Source organism: Parendozoicomonas sp. 2304DJ65-17 (genome assembly GCF_058148445.1).
This window is the reverse complement of record NZ_JBYVJV010000011.1, coordinates 40,308-57,671: the sequence shown is the minus strand read 5'-3', so window position 1 is coordinate 57,671 and position 17,364 is coordinate 40,308. Positions and strand designations below refer to the sequence as shown.

Below are 17,364 nucleotides of genomic sequence, written 5' to 3'. Positions count from 1 at the left end.
AGATAGATACGGCTAAATGTCGAAGAGACGCTAAGTTGATGCTCCTGATATTCAAACCTCTGCAAAGGTAACTACTCTATCTTGATTAGAAGTGTCCTGACTCGAGTACCTCTTTTAGCCTTTCTGACAGTTGTAGCCCCAAGCTGGGCTGATACTCAGACTGAGTATCTAAATGCGAAAGCGATTTTTCACTATCTCCATTTTAACGATGATAACTGTGCAAAATTCGCAAGAGTTGAAGAGAGAGGGTATGTGAAACTGTTCAGAACTTGCGAGCCAGAAAAAGTTTGTGAGAGTGATGAATGCTCGCTGTCAGCCGAAGAGCTTGGATCCTTCTATCTAGGAGGGCAATTTTCGGAAGAGAGGGCAAAGGGAAAGGTTCTGATGCTTTATCAGGATCAGGAGCCACTGTGGTTGCTGGAGCCTTCTAGACTGAGTTTTACGCCTGGTGCACAACCTGTTCCCATTTATCCGTATAACAACCTCAATATTCCTGAACTCATTAAATTTCTAGATACAGCTGGTGGGGATCAGTTAGTGCAAATGTCGGTTAACTGGCTCGCAACTGAACCACCTAAAACGTCCTCTGCATTTGTAAATGCTGTGGGGGCGGGATTGATTGCTGGTAGTGTTTACAGTGCATTTGGCTTTTTTGGGCAATTAGCTTTCAGGGATTTCTTTATTAATCAGGAGACTGCGTGGATTGTTAGTAGCACATACATTGACTCACCAAGGCGGCTTTATGGTGGAATATACGGAGCATTGTTTCGTAAAGATATGTTTGCGTATGGCGTTGTATTTCCTTTTGTATTTGAATTTTTAATCAAATATGCGAGCGAAAACATAGCTCTTGCCATGTTTTCTGAAAATGGACAGGCCTTAAGTAAGGTAAGGTTTCCTGTGCTTTATCGCAGAGTCCGCACTGGTATTGATTTATACAATACACTGGTGAGGATATGCCTTCATATCCCCTTACAGTCGCACCGTCATGATGGCAATTACCTCTACAGTATGTTTGAAGGTCTTGGGCAGATTACCACTTACTACGGTATGAGTGCTCCTTTACATAAAAAATACGGCTGGGGAGCCGCTTTTATTGCTAACTCTATTATGGGAATGATGTCAGTTTATGGCTATAAAAACATGCCTAGCCATTATGACTATATCCCTTTTAGGCGGAATTGATTTTTGATAAGAAATTTTTAAGCAGGTGTTGTTGATTTATCAGCCTGATTATTTGGCCCTCATTGTTTAGATTTTCTTTTGGTTAGTGGGCTTTGCAGGCTTGTTACACAGAAAATGCTTTTTCCTTGTCTATGTCCCTTATAGAAGAGGGATTAAGGGATAAGAAAATGCAGATGCAAATTAGCCAACATCAAAGACAACCAGTGCCAGTGAAATCCGATACTTTGGATTCATCCGGGAACTCAGCTCTGTCCAGTTCTGGTGGTGTAACAGCTTTGCCAAAGGCTAAAAAACATATGCCGCGGCCAACATTCAAACAGTGTGAAAAAGAGCTGAAAGATCTATTCGGCATGCACACTTATAATACGGATGAGTTGGTCAGGTTTTTCCCTTCAACAGAAAAGGCTCATGGTGAAGTAATAATAGCTTTTGAGGCCTTTCTTAAGAGTTATGGCTCTAAGCTAAAAAATACCGATCCAGGCTATGATTCCGCTGTTCTCAATGCAATAAATCCTGACCTTTACCACAAACTTCAAGTGTACAGTAAGCACTCCAAAAATTTTGTCATAGGGCCTCATCTGGGCAGTGCTCTTGACTTGATGGCAGCTCATTATCTGTGTGACAAACCAACTGGAATTATGCCTGAAGGGGCTTTGAACTGGAGATCTGGAGGCATTGCCTGAGCTTCAAGAATTGCCCGACCCTGTTCCTCCTTCTCCCTCAGAAGTTGACTCCTCGTCAGTGTCTGTAAGTGAAGCCTCATGCTCTCGAAAGAGGAAGAAGCCACTGGATAAAGAGGCCAAAAAAGCGTTTGGTATCCCCCCTGAAAAGAAGAAGCCAGGGAAAGTATCTACCTTGTTTGCCAAGGGGGATGTCCCCACAGTTAACGAAATTCTGGAAATGGGAAAGAAATTAGATATTCCAGAGTCTTTGCTCGATACGACAGATGAAAATGATGTTTATGCCGCTGGAATAAGTGATGCAGACTGGAAGCTTGCCTCTGCCTTTGCAATGAATTTTGTCAGGGAATACCGCAATATCTTCTTTAGGGAAGGTGGAGCTCTGGTGGCCAGGGATATGTTAAGAAATACGTTTCCTAAATTGGCACGATGGCTTGTTAATATCTGCCAAAGACAGAAAGAAGACCCTTCTGACCGGGTCCTGCAGATTTTATGTCTCTGGCAGCATTGGGAGGTGGCCAATGTGTATGATCAGCTTCCTGCTGGCAAGCATGAACCTTTAAGCAGCTTTTGCTGGCAAACGCTTGCTGAGCAAGCCACTAAGTCACTGGAGAAAAAGGGTAAAAAAAGAAAAGGAGAAACCACTGATTCCATGGGGTGGGGGGACGTTTGTGCTTTACAGGCCAAGGTTCTGCGTCTTGAACGGCAAATGGAAGATCTTAAAAAAGCTAATGCAGGGCTTAAAAAAGCTAATGAAGAACTTAGTGAGAATCTGGAAAGTACAATAGATGAAAGTGTTAGCCGTTTTCATTCAGCGATTGATTATATTGAAGCCGGTGCTAGGAAGGTGGGAACAGTCCAAAATGTGCTGGATCCTGAGACTGCGCCAGGGAGAAATGATTCGTCTGCGATGGAAACTCTACCCCTGACAAATAAAGGTATGGCAGAGGTTCTTGGTGATGCTTTGGAAGAATTTACATCAGCCAGAACTGAGCTTGATGTGGATGTTGATGCAGGTGATGTAGAAGATGATGATTCTGAAGAAGAGTCAGTTCAAGACTGAAATTTTAAAGTCATTCAAACTACGGAAGTTATGTTGACGGACAATGGTGTTATAAACACTGACATCTCTAAGCTGGTTCTGAATTAAGTTTCAGCCAGAAGCTCTAAAAACTGGTCTTCAACAAAATTAAAGGATGTTGTCATGGCCAGTAATGCCCCAGCTCACATGTATTCTTTTCCTGCAAAAAGTGCACGGTCTCGGTGTCTTGCCGGTGATGCGGAAGAACGATATCAGGGCAAACCCACCGGTAGTTTCAGTTATCTAGGCTATGCGGTTGATCCGGTTGACGCCGGTGCTTTCATGACCGCACTTGAAGGCAGGAAGTGCCCACTCTGTTTGGAAATTCTTTATCGACCAGTCACTGTTTGCGGTCAAGATGCCCATCGATTGTGTGAACCGTGCATGGATAATTATCTAAAGGCCAAACCAAAAGTGTGTCTTTCCCGCTGCAAACTGCCAGGAGAGCCTGAAAAGCAATACTTACGGGGAGATAGTGAATTGTTCTCCAGTATAAAAATTCACTGTCCCTTACATGAGAGCTGTACCGAGAATGTGTCTTTGGGTCAGCTTCAGAGTTATGAAGAAAAGCGCCGTGCAGAAGCCAAAAAAGAATACCCCACTGATAACCTAACCGAGAGTGACGTTAAAACTTACGCAGTAGATTTTTACTGGGAAGAAATGGGATTGAATGTATTGGAGGGAGCTTCCAAGGCTGTTCCTAATGCTGATCCAGATAATCATCTTAATGTTTGCCCATATCGCCCTATTGTTTGCCGGGGTTGTAAGAAAGCTGTTCCTGCGAATACCTATAACGACCATAAAAAAGCCGGTAATTGCTCGAAAGGAAGAACGTGTACAAGCTGTAGTAAAGGGCGTCTGGAAGGTGAAAGTGGTTTCCATGATGACCAGTGCATACCCGAAATGCTGAAAGGTGCAACAACATCAAAAGAGATTGACTATATGCACGATGTCATGTCGTTTGCGGCAGAATCCTATGAGCAGCAGAGCAAATGGCAGCGAGAGCTTACATCGGAATTACTGAGAGCCAAGTTAAAAGCTAAAGCAAAAGAGGAAGAGTTAAGAAGCACTATCTCTGAGTTGCAAGAGAAAAACCAAACACATGTGATGCTTCAGCGAGAGTACGAAGCTCAGGCAAGAACTCTGCAGGAACAGAACGAAAAATCTGCTCGTACAGCGCCACCTATGCGAAAGCGAAGTGGAATTCCTGTTTTTAATGCCGCTAGAGAAGCGATTAGTGGTGCAATGAAGCAGGCTGCGAAAGCTACCAAAAACGCGGGTGATAACACTCCAATGAAAGAGCTTTCTCAAAGTTTGAGTAATTCAAATGTTGGAAACTGTTTCAGAACGGTTAGCGGCATGAACTATCTCTCCAGTCAGAGTAAGTCCAATGAGGTTTTCCTCCACATTCACAATGCGGATGTTTTACCAAGAACCGGGGAAGAAGATGTTTCCTGGCGTAGTCTCTGCGGCGTGAGTTGTCATACATCTGTGTACCGGGATGATGACAATATCTATGTAGAATTTGGCTGGCAGGCCAATGATCAGCAGAAAGTCGGGCAGGCCCCGGATGCCGATATTATTGTTGAGGCGTTTCATGATGATCCTGCTCATTGCCGCAGAAGTTCTACTGAATTCAAATCGACCGACTCACAAACCCATATCCGTTCTAATGGTCATGGAAGGCGTTTTCTGGTTGCGACAATTCCTGTTCCCCGTGAAGGTGCAGTTGCTGCAGCTGAAAAAGAGCCAGAAGAGTTTATTGTGCGCTTGAAGGTTAAAAACTTTAAGGCAGTGGGTAGTGCCAGCCCCTCAACATCGAAAAGCAGCAAAAAGTAACAATCTGGTTTTGTTGACTTTTCATGAGGATCAATTGCTGTAAAGCAGCATAGGCACTTATACTGAGATCCGTTACTTGTCGGAGTGCCTGCAACTTTGTGTTTGCAGGCTGAGATTCCATTTTTAATGGGAAATCCGTAGAACCTGATCAGGTTAGAACCTGCGAAGGGAACAAGGATCGGCAGACACGACTCTTCTGCATATGGCTATTTACGTTAGCTGTTTTGCTTTTGAGTTATGTTTTTTAGTTTTGAGTCTGCCGTCTTCTACAATCCGGCAAGCAGTGTCCATTTTTCAAGAATATAAACAGGAACTGCTTCCATGGCTTGCAACCCGGATCACCTTCTTAAAGACGCCTGTCGTCCGTTTCCCTCTTCAAAGAAAGTTCATGTCACTGGCAGTCGGCCAGATATTCGTGTCGGAATGCGGGAAATTTCTCTATCCAATAGCCCGGAACGGTTTGGCGGCCAGCCTAATGAACCGGTCAGGGTTTACGATACGTCGGGGCCTTATACTGAGCCCGATTTTAACCATAACCTGAGAGAAGGTCTGGCACCTTTTCGCAAGCAATGGATTGAGGAGCGGGGTGATACTGAATTACTGGATAATCGCTCATCTTCTTTTGCCCGTTCCCGTGAGAATGACCTTCGTCTTGAGGAAGTACGTTTCACCAACCTGAAAACACCTCGAAAGGCCAAGTCTGGTAAAAATGTTTCGCAGATGTATTACGCCCGTCAGGGAATTATTACTCCTGAAATGGAATATATCGCAATACGGGAGAGTATGGGGCGAACTGATGGTGATGCCATCACCCCTGAGTTCGTTCGCAAAGAAGTGGCGGAAGGGCGAGCCATTATTCCTGCCAACATCAATCACCCGGAATCTGAACCGATGATTATTGGCCGGAATTTTCTGGTGAAGATCAACGCTAATATCGGCAACTCTCCAATCACTTCTTCGATTGAGGAAGAGGTGGAAAAGCTGCTGTGGTCGACCCGTTGGGGAGGCGACACGGTGATGGATCTATCTACCGGTAACAATATCCATGAAACCCGGGAGTGGATTATCCGCAACTCTCCGGTACCAATTGGTACCGTTCCTATCTATCAGGCTCTGGAAAAAGTGAAGGGCAAAATCAAAGACCTGAGCTGGGAAGTGATGCGGGATACCTTGATAGAACAGGCGGAGCAGGGCGTGGATTATTTTACTATTCACGCCGGTGTACTTCGGGAGCATGCTGCCAAAACCGCTAACCGGGTAACCGGTATTGTGTCCCGTGGTGGAGGCATACTGGCTCAGTGGTGTGAGATTCATAATCAAGAGAATTTCCTTTACACCCATTTTCGGGAAATCTGCGAAATTATGCAGGCCTATGATGTCAGTTTCTCTTTAGGTGATGGCTTACGTCCGGGTTGTACAGCGGATGCTAACGACGAAGCTCAGTTTGGTGAGCTGAGAACTTTAGGAGAGCTGACAAAAGTTGCCTGGGAATACGATGTGCAGGTAATGATTGAAGGCCCCGGTCATGTGCCAATGCATATGATTAAAGAAAATATGGAATTGCAGCTTGAATGCTGCCATGAAGCGCCTTTTTATACCTTGGGTCCGCTGATTACGGATATTGCTCCTGGTTATGATCACATCACTTCTGGCGTGGGTGCGGCAATGATTGGCTGGTATGGCTGCGCTTTGCTCTGTTACGTAACCCCCAAAGAGCATTTGGGGCTGCCAAACCGGGATGATGTTAAAGAAGGGTTGATCACCTACAAAATTGCTGCTCATGGTGCAGACCTGGCCAAAGGACACCCAGGTGCAAGAGTTCGTGATGATGCGCTATCAAAAGCGCGTTTTGAATTTCGCTGGGAAGATCAGTTTAACCTTGCTCTTGATCCGGAAACGGCCAAAGCCTACCACGATGAAACCCTGCCGCAGGATGGTGCCAAAGAGTCCGAGTTTTGCTCTATGTGTGGCCCGGATTTCTGCCCGATGCGGATGACCCGGGAGGTAAGGGAGTTGAGTGAAAAGGAAAGTGCTGAAAGCTGATGCTAAGGCGTTTTGTCATTTACAACAGGCGGTGTATTACACCTCCTGTTGTTTGGAAAGGTGATTGAAAACATGGTTTGCTAGTTTTTCCTTGGGCCAGCTTTCTAACTGAAGAATTTCTATATAAGGGTTGCCGCTGATAGATAACAACTCGCAAATTGCTGGCTCAGTTTTCAATCCGCTTCGTTTTAATGCTGTAATGCATTGTTGGAATTGTGTACCACCAACCTCAACTAATCGCTCCATAATTTTGTAATGGCGATATCCTGCCTGAGATTTTATTGCCAGAGACGTGCCGTAGATTTCAAATTCAAAATCTTTGAAGTAGAAGTTAGCAACTGTTCGCTCATTATTTGAACAAATGTAGGGAGCTTCGAATTCTGAAATCAGTTCCTTCAGATGCTTGGAGAACTCCACAGCATTTGTGTAGGAACAAATGATATCAATGTCACTTGTATCGGTGTCCAGACCAACCAGTATGGTGCTTACAACTTCCGGAGTGTAAGTCGAGAGTTTCTCCAGAATGCCACTATCAGTAATGGCCTTTTTGGCGCGCTCACTCTTTGAACTGTTCTCAATCATCATCAAAACTACTAAAGCAGAGCCTCAAACCCGATATTGCGCCATCATAATGATGTCCTGATATTTGCCATCAATATAGCGGGCATACTTCTTTACCCCTTCAATTTCGTAACCATGCTTTTTGTAGAGGTGAATGGCGCGTTCATTATCGGCAAAGACATCAAGTTCCAGCCGAGTCATTCTCTGTGCCCAGGCAGCTTCGATTACTTTATAGAGCAGGGTGTCACCAATCCCCTTGCCTCGGTAACCATCAATAATACCCATACCCAAAGTGCCAACATGGGCGGTAGAGGAATAACCACACCGGGGCAGAATATCGGCCCAGCCAACTATTTTATTGTCAGCCTCAACAACATATTGCGGGTAGTTATTCTCGATGTTCTTTTTAATAAACTCAGTTGCACTTTCCAGTGATGGTGCTTCGGTGGTGCACAGAAACTTCCGTTCATCCGCGACAGAAGAAAGAGCCTGATGAAAGCCCGGGATATCACTGATTTGTATTTTTCTTATGGCGTAATTCATGGCAATGGCAGTAAAAGGTTAATCAATCACTGGATAGTAAATGTTTCCCCAATCCTGATCACTGCTGAACATCATAATCTGAATAATCACTGGCAATTCAATCATGAGTGGGCATGGGGAGTAAGTTTTTCTTGGTTAGCGTGTTCTAAAAGAGTGAACATCCGTTGATTTAACGCATAGTCTTGTGACGTGTTGCAGTTAGTCTCTGAAGTCCTACCAGCGTTCAGCCATCCGATGGCAGAGTCAGTCGAGCAGAGGCAAGACTGATACGGCAGTTGTCCGACCTGCAAGGGCAGAATCAGAAACGAACAGGTCGCCTGATGATCACCATAAATAATCAACACTATACCTTTAGTGAGGGAGACACCGTGCTGGATGTCGCCCGCGCTAATGACATAAATATACCTACCCTTTGTCATTTAAAAGACGCCACCCCTACAGGTGCATGCCGCATTTGTCTGGTGGAGGCCGAGGGGGCCAACATGTTGGTCACTTCATGCAACACCCCAGCCAGTGAAGGCATGGTTATTCAAACCCATTCTGAGCGGGTAGTCGCTGCCCGGAAGGGGATTCTGGAACTTCTGCTCTCCTCCGGAGATCACCACTGCATTTTGTGTAACAGCAACGGCAGCTGTGAACTCCAGGATCTGGCGGTAGAATATAAGGCAGACAGCCGTCTTCTACCGCAAACCGGTAAGCGTTCTGAAGTTGAAGACGACAATGCTTTGATACTGCGGGACTCCTCCAAATGTATTCATTGTGGCCGTTGTGTGAAAGCCTGTAATGAAATTCAGGCAAACGGTGTGCTTCGCTTTGGTCATGAAGATGGTCGCCCGAAAATCTTTGCTGGTGACAACCAGACTTTGCAGGATTCCGACTGTGTATTCTGCGGTGAATGTGTGCAGTCCTGCCCAACGGGTGCTTTGGAAGAACGTAAAGCCCAGTTCATCGGTAAAGTGCGGGATGAAAAGAAAGTGCGTACAACCTGCCCTTACTGTGGTGTAGGTTGCCAACTCTGGCTCCATGTTCGGGATGATAAAATCGTTCGGGTCACCGGTGTCGAAGAAGGTGCTCCCAACAAAGGCAGGACTTGTGTGAAAGGCCGTTTCGGTTACGACTTTATTTATCACAAAGATCGTTTAACCACGCCTTTGATTAAGGAAAACGGTGAATTCCGGGAAGCAGGCTGGGATGAAGCTCTGGATTTGATTGCCGAAAAATTTGGGCAGTTTATTACCGAATCTGGTTCCGATTCCGTTGCAGGTATCAGCTGCGCACGCAGTGTGAACGAAGATAACTACCAGATGCAGAAGTTGTTCCGCAGTGTGTTCCGAACGAACAACATAGACCACTGCGCACGAACATGACACGCCCCCACCGTTGCCGGTCTGGCAACTTCATTTGGTTCTGGCGCCATGACCAACTCCTTCGAGGAGTTTGAAAAAGCCAGCATGTTCCTGGTTATCGGTTCAAACATGACCGAGGCTCACCCTGTAGCCGCCACTTTCCTGAAAAATGCGGTAATGAAAGGTGCCAAGCTGGTGGTGATTGATCCCCGCCGCCATAAGCTGGTGGAATTCGCCGATATGCATTTGCAGCTTAAGCCGGGTACGGATGTTGTCTTGCTCAACGCACTGATGAATGTATTGATTCGGGAAAATCTTTACGACCGCAAGTTTGTTGAACAGCATTGCGAAAACTTTGATGCCCTGTGGGACAAGGCTCGTGAATACTCACCTGAGTGGGCTGCTGAAATCTGTGGCATCAACAGTACAGATATAGAAAAGCTGGCTCATATGCTGGTTGAGCATGGCCCGGCCATGCTTTGCTACACCCTTGGTTTGACCGAGCACGTGAGTGGTACCGACAACGTTATGTCGGTTGCGAACCTGCAGATGCTGCTGGGCAATATGGGTAAATCCTCTGGTGGTGTGAATCCACTGAGAGGCCAGAACAATGTGCAGGGTGCCTGTGATATGGCGGCATCCCCTAATGTCCTGCCCGGTTATGCCAAAGTTACTAACCCGGATGTCCGTCGCCGGTTCGCCGAGTTCTGGAATGTTGAAAGTCTGCCAGAACATGAAGGCCTGAAAATGCCGGAAATGTTCCATGGCCTGCCAGAAAAGAAAGTGCGTGGTTTGTGGGTATTTGGTGAGAACGTCGCCAATACCGAGCCTGATATCAACAAGATTGAGCATGAACTGTCGTCTGCGGAATTCCTGGTAGTTCAAGATATTTTCCCCAACGAAACCACCCGCTTTGCCGATGTGATTCTTCCTGCTACGGCCTGGAGTGAGAAAGAGGGCACTTACACCAGCAGTGAGCGCCGGGTAAACCGGGTACGTGCGGTATCTCCTGCACCGGGTGTAGCCAGAGATGACTGGTGGATTTTCAAAGAAGTAGCCTGTCGTTTTGGTCATGAGTGGGCTTCCAGCAGCCCTCGGGAAATCTGGGACAATGAAATCTCCTATCTCAGCCCGAATCTGGCCGGCATTAAGTACGCACGCATTGAAAATGATGGCCTGCAATGGCCTTGCTTGACTGAAGATCACCCCGGTACAGGCTATCTGCACAAAGATGGCAACTTTGCCCGTGGCAAAGGCCTGTTCAAGGCAATTGACTGGCGGCCACCGGCAGAGGTGACTGATGAAGAGTATCCGTTGGTATTAAGCACTGGCCGTCGTCTGTATCACTACCACACCCGTACCCAGACCGGGAACAGTGAAGGTATTAACTCTCTGATGAACGAAGAGACTGCGGATATTTCCCTGCACGATGCCCGCAGTATGGGTATTGCAGATGGGGAATATATTGAAGTGGCCTCCCGCCGGGGCAGGGTGAAGGTTAAGGCTCGGGTGACCCATGAAGTGCCAGCGGGCATGGTGTGGATGTCGTTCCACTTCCGTGAGTCTAATGCGAACTGGCTGACTAACGGTGTATTTGATCCGGTTACCATGACGGCGGAATACAAGGTTTGTGCCGTACGTGTTGATCGAATGGCTGCCCAGTAACAGGAGACGATGATGACGAATATAATTTTCAGCTCCTGGGGTGAAGAGGTTTTTGATAACCGCTCAGGTAAAGCTACAGCGGCAGATATGCCGCAACTGCGCGATCATTTCCACAGCGATGCGCCTCTTAAGGCAATGATCGGCTGGGATGGTTTGGTTGTTCTCGATCGAAAAGCGAATGTTGTTGGCCTGTGCCACAGCTATATGGCCGCACTGGCGGAACAGTCTTGTGGTAAGTGTTCGCCCTGTCCAGGTGGAACCCGGGCTATGACCGAACTGCTGGATAAAATCTGCCGGGGCAAAGGTGAGCAGGCTGATATTGAACACCTGAAGACCATTGCTGAAACAGTGATTGAAACGTCTCGCTGCGGCATTGGTAAAAAAGGTCCAGTCGCACTGCTTCATGCGCTGGAACACTACCATGACGCCTTCCGTGATGCGGTGAAGTATGGGGTGAGTGATCGCCTTGAGTATCAATCCAAAACCACGGCGCCCTGCATGGATGCCTGCCCTCTGCATCTGGATGTGCCTCAGTATATTGACCACATTCGGGAAGGGGCGTTTGATAAATCCCTGGAGCTGATTCGCTCCCGTCTGCCTCTTCCAGGAGTGCTTGGGCGCACCTGTTTCCGCCCTTGTGAGAAGAGTTGTCGCCGGGCCAATATGGATGAAGCAGTTTCCATTAAATCCCTAAAGCGCTTTGTGGCCGACGAAGCTTTGAAAAAAGGTGTTGAACCAGCCTGTTCCTGCCTGAGCAGCTCCGTTCCTGCGGTAGAGAAAACCGGTCGTGTTGCCATTATCGGTGCAGGCCCAGCGGGTTTGAGCTGTGCCTATCATCTGCGGCAATTAGGCCACGAGGTTTGTATCTATGAAATGATGTCTGAGCCTGGTGGTATGGCGGCTGTGGGTATTCCCGACTATCGCTTGCCACGTGATGTTCTGCGTCATGAAGCCGAGCTGATTCAGGAGCTAGGGGTTGAGATTCGTTATGGTGTGCGCATTGGACGTGATGTTCTGCTCACTGACCTGATGAATAATAACGACGCTGTCTTTGTATCGGTTGGTGCCCGGCACAGCAGCCCGGTGCGTGTGGAAGGCGAAGACCAGGACTACCAGGGCTATATCCCCGGTGTTCAGTACCTGCGGGCGATTAATGAAAACTACGATCCTTACCCGGAAGGCAAACGTGTCGCGGTGATTGGTGGTGGAAACGTCGCTATCGATTGTGTGCGTACAGCACTGCGTATGGGTAAAGATGAAGTGAGTATTCTTTACCGCCGTACCCGCAAGGAAATGCCTGCGGATATTGTCGAGATTGAGGAAGCCGAGGAAGAAAGCGTGAACTTCCACTTCCTGATCAGTCCGCTGCGCATGGTTGCCGAAGAGGGCAGGGTTGTTGGTCTGGAATGTCAGCGCATGAAACTTGGTAAGCCGGATAACAGCGGCCGCCGTCGTCCGGAAGCGATTCCTGGTTCAGAGTTTATCTTTGAGTGCGACACTATTGTTTCCGCTATTGGGCAGCGGGTTGATCTCTCATTCCTGATGGGCGTAGACGATGTGAAGACCACGGACTGGAACACTCTGGCAGTAGACCCTGTTACCCGACAAAGCAGTATTGCCAAGATTTTCTCTGCAGGTGACTGTGAAACTGGCCCGGATGCACTGGTAACAGCTGCCGCTGGTGGTTTACGTGCCGCGCAAAGCATCAACGACTTTATCCATGGCGAGAAACCAAAGCTCACCCTTGATGATTATTTCGATGGGTTTATGAAAAACCTGAAGCTTTATGATCAGAGTGAAACTATGGATAAGGTGGTTCAACTGTCTCGTGAAACTCTTGATACCTTGCCTGTTGATGTACGTACTCAGTCGTACGAAGAGGTAGAGAAAGGATTTACCCGAGCTGAAGCAATGGCGGAAGCTTCTCGCTGTTTGCATTGTTATCGAGTATTGACTGTTGCTTTGTAGTTGTTAATGCAGCATTACAGTCGGAGGAATTCACTAGTGTAGTGATTGTACTTAGAGAGTAACTGATATATAGGTCGTGCTATCATATGCAGTGCAGTTACTGTATGTGGTAGCTATGTCTTATTTTTAAGCTATGAGCGTACTTTTCTTCAGCTTACTCTATGGAAACTTATATGCTCGGTCAAAAGATTCTACTTCTGAATTTAGGGGGCACGTTATCACATGAAGCTAACCACGAGTTATGGGGGGATTTAGTTCTCTAAGTTTTATTAAATGTGACGAGAAACGACTATTTGACTATTTACTCTCCTAAGTGGTAGATGGGGTTTTCTTATATAGGTTGAGAGTGCTTGAATGAATTAACACTTTATTTCTGCTAGGAAAAGCAGAAATAAAGTGTGTGTTGTATTTCTCTTGTTTCATGATACTGAGTCGAAAAATCAACCCGGGTGATAACCAGTTACATGCTTTTAAGATAGTAAAACTGGATCAGTCTTTAATACTCGGTATACCTGTTGTTTTGGAGAAAAGTTCATAGCTTGGGTATGCATTCTTAATATAATCACCGAGAGCATGCGCTGCCGGTACTGATAGGTGGTGGTGGTCATAAGTCATTAAGTGGCTTTTATAGATGACCTTGCATTGATCAAGGTTGCAAAATGCTTTTCTTTTACTTAGGAATATAATGTTTTTATTCAAATTGGTTTTGTGTGTGTCATCGTAATCACCTTCTACTACAAGTTTAAAACGATCATCGATTTTATTTTTTTGTGATGAAATGATTTCAGTTAGGGGCTTTGGCCAAAAAACTAGGCTGTCTCCAAATAATATAGTAGGCAAGCCCGTCTCTTCATGTATTTTGTTTGCTGTTTCTACAACCTTAGGTGCGCCGTCTTTACCTGAGTAGTTAGATATGAAAACTGAGTGGATGTTTTTTTTGTTATTTTTAATGAAATCAAAAGCATTTTTGTTGTGCTCAACACAACGGCTCTTTTTCATGTAGCCTGTTTCTTCTATATGTTTCGGGTTGTAAAATGCATGGCATCCCCCCAGGCCCAGCTGAATGATATTTGCGTTTTTATAGGTGTAGCTAAGAGCATTGAATGCATCTAAGGCATGACTATTACCAATAACAACAATGTTTGCCTTTGTTGTACTTAATTTTGCACACCTAATTGGATAGTTTACATCTTCGCATTTTGAACGAATTAGATCGAATCTTTCTTTTTGTGCGTCTTTTGAAATGTTTAATAGGTTTGATATTTCTTTTTCAAATCTCCAGTCCCATCCGTTATTTTGGGCAACATTGAGGGATGCAAATAGTAGGGTTAAAAAAACAGCTGCAAAGATTACGCGGAACTTGTTGAGTTTGAATAGGCCGTTTTTGTGTCTAAATTTAGATTCGATAAAAGAATGGAGAAAGGTTGACAACAGTAAACACACAATGATGATATATGCTGCTGAATAGAGGTTGATATCGGAACTTACTATGTGTTTATAAAATACAATGACTGGCCAATGTACTAAATATAAAGAGTAAGACATTAAGCCAAGGCGGACCATTATGCGGTTGCTGTAAAGATAAGAAACAGCATTTCCTTTATCTCCACTGAAAATTAACAAAGCTGTGCCTATAGTTGGCAGTAAAGAAGATATGCCTGGAAACAGTGTTTCTGAAGAAAAGTAGATGGCTGATGCAATAATCATAGTAAGTCCGAGAAGACTCATGATTAACGATGGGTTTTTTTTGAGACTGTATTGATAAGTGGTAATTAATGCACCTATCGCGAATTCCCCTACACGGAAAGGAGTTAATAAATATGAACCACTTTGATCAATTCTGACATAAATCTCAGATAGTATGGTGAAAAATATTACTACAAATAAAAAAATGGTTCTCTTTGATGTACCAGTCTTATATATGAGTAAAAGGAAGAATGGCCATATGATATAGAATTGCTCCTCTACAGAGAGAGACCAAGTATGTAACAAAGGCTTTAGGGTTGATGAAGTGTCAAAGTACCCTGATTCAAACCAAAAGAAAAAATTTGAGACTGAAAATAAGGATGATAAGCTGGAGTAGCCCACTCTTTCAAAAAGTTCTGGAGAAAAATAAAAATAAGATAAAATAAAAACAGTTGCTGTAACATACAAAAAGGCTGGATATAATCTTCGAAAACGCCCTATATAAAAGCTTTTTATTGAAAAAGTATTGCTCTTTAGTTGTTCATTTATTTTTGATGTTATTAAATATCCAGAAATAACAAAGAAAACATCGACTCCAATAAAACCACCCGAAAATATACCTATGTCCAAGTGGAATATTATTACTAGCAACACTGCAATAGCTCGCAGCCCATCTATGTCTGAACGATATTTTGTTTCTAAATTTTTTGGAAAGTATGCGGATGTCATTAAATTTACTGATTATTTTCAATGTAAAAAATTTCCAATTGTACAGTGTTTAATGAAATAAAGAAGGTGTCAGAGTCTATTCCTTATCGGACTTGCAGCTTATTACGGCAGAAACCTTGCAAATATGAGTGACTATGAATTTCGACTGTTTGGCATAGCAGTCCAAATGACAAAGTTATGGCTGTATATAACTTTATTGGGATGTTTACGTTAAAGGCGCAGGGGACGGGTTCAGTTGAATCTGCCTTTTTTATTTGGAGGGCGGCAAGTCCGGCTCTGGACTCAGCTCTCTTTGTGGTGATGTGCTACCAATACTACTGGAAGCTTTGCTGTGTGTTGGCGATGGCGAAATAACCCTCAGGCCTGAAATAAAGACACCTTCCGGTACAGACAGTTCTGGACATGAGCTTGTCCGACTGGTCTGTTTAGACTAAACCATCGGTAGAGGTTTCACAGTCTGTATTTCACTTTGTCTTCGTGTCAGCCATCGGTGATGGTTGAGGAGAAGCACCATTTTTTGCCTTTTGTCTCTCAACAGAGCTGTCAGCTTTTCATTGGCTGCAGAGAGGCTCTTCTGTGGTTCCTTCAGAATTTTTATAAGAACTTTCCCACCCTCCAATAATGAAGGTGGAGTGTAGTAAACCTGATCCATGATCTCCAGCAGGGATGGGACAAACCTTGTCCAGCGCTGCATGTTTGTAGCCAGCGATGAAATGCAGGAAGAGATTTCATTTACATGTTCAGGTGTCAGGTCTCTGCCATTCATTGATGACAACTTTATTCTGTGTACTTGTCTGGTAAGGTTGCTGAGTTCGTTAAGTGCCCCAGTACAATTGGAGCTGTAGGCATTTGTCACCACAGGTTGAAAGGAAAAGTGCCGGGTGGACCTTGGTTCTACAACGCCCATTCGAAGAACCGGGATTGTTAAATCAGCACCACAACTGTGATCAAACTCTGCCTGCTCTCTTATTTCCAGCTGTCGAGCACGCATCTGTGCTCGTTTCTCTGTTTCAAAGTATTCACTTTCGGAGCTCTCTTCAGCCTTATGTGGAGACTTGGGTATCCAGGCACTCTCCTTTCTGGCTGGAAGGGATTCATCACCCTGAAGCAGAAAACTTGTTAAGTCGTGAGTGGAAAGAAGTGGTTTTGTCTCATGGGGAAGGTAGACCGAATGTTGCACATAAGGGGCCGTTGGCCAGAATGCCGGTATGGCTTTTTGGGGGAGGAGTTCTTTTATAGCAAGCCACACCTCTTTTATCTTTTTTTTGTCGCTTGAAAGCTGTTCCAGTTTCTGAGTTGGCTCCATTGCAGGTTTAGCGCTGTATCGGCTAAGGTCCGGTTGTTCGAGCTTTTTTACTTGCTCAAAACTTTCGAGCAGCACTGCCATTGACGGCACAACAATTCTCCACTCTTCCATGGATCTGAGCAGTTTGTTCCAGTGTTCAATTAATGTAATCCGTTTATCCCGAGTTGTGACTCTCAATTCAAAAGGCAGAGCTTCCTCGCCAATTCTTTTACTGACAGTTCGAGTGATGTGGAGATGTTTGCCTTGTTGAAAATATCCCAGGCAATCCTTAAAAGGTTCTTCAAACCATCGGTAGGCTTTGAGTTGGCCCTGTAACTTTTCATCTTCAATGCTCCAGTATTCTTCGCCAATTTTGCCTAGCTTTTTCAAAGCTTTTAATGCCCGAACCCTCATATAATTCAGGTCAAAAAGAGCTTGTTGTGTGAACCGGTAAAAGGTCTCTATCGGTATATCTTCGAATTTTTCGTCAGAAAACCGATCGTACAGAAGATGACAAAGAATCATATATTCATTCTCCTCCAGAAGAGTTGGAGGTTGAATTCTTGCCTGTCCTGGCGATGCCTCTTTTACTTTTCTTCGGGAGATTCGAAAACTGCCTCTTCAGCCAAGTGATGGGGGTTGAGAGGGTTCCTGGAGCGCTTCAGCCGAAAGGTAATTAAATGAGCTTGAGCGGGACATAGAATCAGTTGTTGAGGTTGTGCTGACATCTCTTGCCTCCATTCTGTGGGAGCC

Annotated in this window: 11 protein-coding genes and 1 riboswitch; of the genes, 7 read left to right on the top strand and 4 right to left on the bottom strand. The window is 45.2% G+C overall.

The annotated features are described in order from the left end of the window. Positions 1-81: 81 nt before the first annotated feature. The 5 genes from ACY2RR_RS21190 to thiC all read left to right on the top strand — a co-directional run bounded on the left by ACY2RR_RS21190 (position 82) and on the right by thiC (position 6,828). A complete protein-coding gene (locus tag ACY2RR_RS21190; RefSeq protein ID WP_490110186.1) occupies positions 82-1,185 on the top strand; it encodes a hypothetical protein in 1,104 nt (367 codons plus the stop codon). 167 nt (positions 1,186-1,352) lie between these two features. Further along, positions 1,353-1,868, top strand: coding sequence for a hypothetical protein (locus tag ACY2RR_RS21185; RefSeq protein ID WP_490110185.1), 516 nt, complete (start codon positions 1,353-1,355; stop codon positions 1,866-1,868). After that, on the top strand, positions 1,861-2,928 hold the full coding sequence (locus tag ACY2RR_RS21180) for a hypothetical protein (RefSeq protein ID WP_490110184.1): 1,068 nt from the start codon (positions 1,861-1,863) through the stop codon (positions 2,926-2,928). Before ACY2RR_RS21185 ends, ACY2RR_RS21180 begins: the two co-directional genes overlap by 8 nt. 141 nt (positions 2,929-3,069) lie before the next feature. Next, the gene (locus ACY2RR_RS21175) at positions 3,070-4,785 is read left to right on the top strand and encodes a hypothetical protein (protein WP_490110183.1); all 1,716 of its coding nucleotides are present in this window, start codon (positions 3,070-3,072) and stop codon (positions 4,783-4,785) included. A gap of 70 nt (positions 4,786-4,855) precedes the next feature. After that, positions 4,856-4,973: riboswitch (TPP riboswitch) on the top strand. A 133-nt stretch (positions 4,974-5,106) separates the two neighbouring features. Next, positions 5,107-6,828, top strand: a complete 1,722-nt coding sequence (thiC, locus tag ACY2RR_RS21170; RefSeq protein ID WP_490110182.1) for a phosphomethylpyrimidine synthase ThiC — start codon at positions 5,107-5,109, stop codon at positions 6,826-6,828. Positions 6,829-6,864: 36 nt separating this feature from the next. Here thiC and ACY2RR_RS21165 read toward each other — a convergent pair whose 3' ends face one another. Further along, complete coding sequence (locus tag ACY2RR_RS21165; RefSeq protein ID WP_490110181.1) at positions 6,865-7,413, bottom strand: DUF4269 domain-containing protein; 549 nt, start codon at positions 7,411-7,413, stop codon at positions 6,865-6,867. A gap of 21 nt (positions 7,414-7,434) precedes the next feature. After that, positions 7,435-7,932, bottom strand: a complete 498-nt coding sequence (locus ACY2RR_RS21160) for a GNAT family N-acetyltransferase (protein ID WP_490110180.1) — start codon at positions 7,930-7,932, stop codon at positions 7,435-7,437. Positions 7,933-8,252: 320 nt separating this feature from the next. Here ACY2RR_RS21160 and fdhF point away from each other — a divergent pair, with 320 nt between their 5' ends. Both fdhF and ACY2RR_RS21150 read left to right on the top strand, forming a co-directional pair. Continuing rightward, a complete protein-coding gene (fdhF, locus tag ACY2RR_RS21155) occupies positions 8,253-10,943 on the top strand; it encodes a formate dehydrogenase subunit alpha (RefSeq protein ID WP_490110179.1) in 2,691 nt (896 codons plus the stop codon). Positions 10,944-10,955: 12 nt separating this feature from the next. Beyond that, positions 10,956-12,911, top strand: coding sequence for an FAD-dependent oxidoreductase (locus ACY2RR_RS21150; protein WP_490110178.1), 1,956 nt, complete (start codon positions 10,956-10,958; stop codon positions 12,909-12,911). A gap of 489 nt (positions 12,912-13,400) precedes the next feature. Here ACY2RR_RS21150 and ACY2RR_RS21145 read toward each other — a convergent pair whose 3' ends face one another. Beyond that, positions 13,401-15,326, bottom strand: a complete 1,926-nt coding sequence (locus tag ACY2RR_RS21145; RefSeq protein ID WP_490110177.1) for an acyltransferase family protein — start codon at positions 15,324-15,326, stop codon at positions 13,401-13,403. Between the two features lie 430 nt (positions 15,327-15,756). Further along, positions 15,757-17,136: a hypothetical protein gene (locus ACY2RR_RS21140; protein WP_490110176.1), complete on the bottom strand. Its 1,380-nt coding sequence runs from the start codon at positions 17,134-17,136 to the stop codon at positions 15,757-15,759. Positions 17,137-17,364 lie beyond the last annotated feature (228 nt).

What these genes read in the sequence shown, in the direction of transcription:
- ACY2RR_RS21175 (WP_490110183.1), top strand. Translation starts at nt 3,070, where the DNA reads ATGGCCAGTAATGCCCCAGCTCACATGTATTCTTTTCCTGCAAAAAGT.
- ACY2RR_RS21140 (WP_490110176.1), bottom strand. Translation starts at nt 17,136, where the DNA reads ATGATTCTTTGTCATCTTCTGTACGATCGGTTTTCTGACGAAAAATTC.
- ACY2RR_RS21185 (WP_490110185.1), top strand. Translation starts at nt 1,353, where the DNA reads ATGCAGATGCAAATTAGCCAACATCAAAGACAACCAGTGCCAGTGAAA.
- ACY2RR_RS21145 (WP_490110177.1), bottom strand. Translation starts at nt 15,326, where the DNA reads ATGACATCCGCATACTTTCCAAAAAATTTAGAAACAAAATATCGTTCA.
- ACY2RR_RS21160 (WP_490110180.1), bottom strand. Translation starts at nt 7,932, where the DNA reads ATGAATTACGCCATAAGAAAAATACAAATCAGTGATATCCCGGGCTTT.
- ACY2RR_RS21165 (WP_490110181.1), bottom strand. Translation starts at nt 7,413, where the DNA reads ATGATGATTGAGAACAGTTCAAAGAGTGAGCGCGCCAAAAAGGCCATT.
- ACY2RR_RS21150 (WP_490110178.1), top strand. Translation starts at nt 10,956, where the DNA reads ATGACGAATATAATTTTCAGCTCCTGGGGTGAAGAGGTTTTTGATAAC.
- thiC (WP_490110182.1), top strand. Translation starts at nt 5,107, where the DNA reads ATGGCTTGCAACCCGGATCACCTTCTTAAAGACGCCTGTCGTCCGTTT.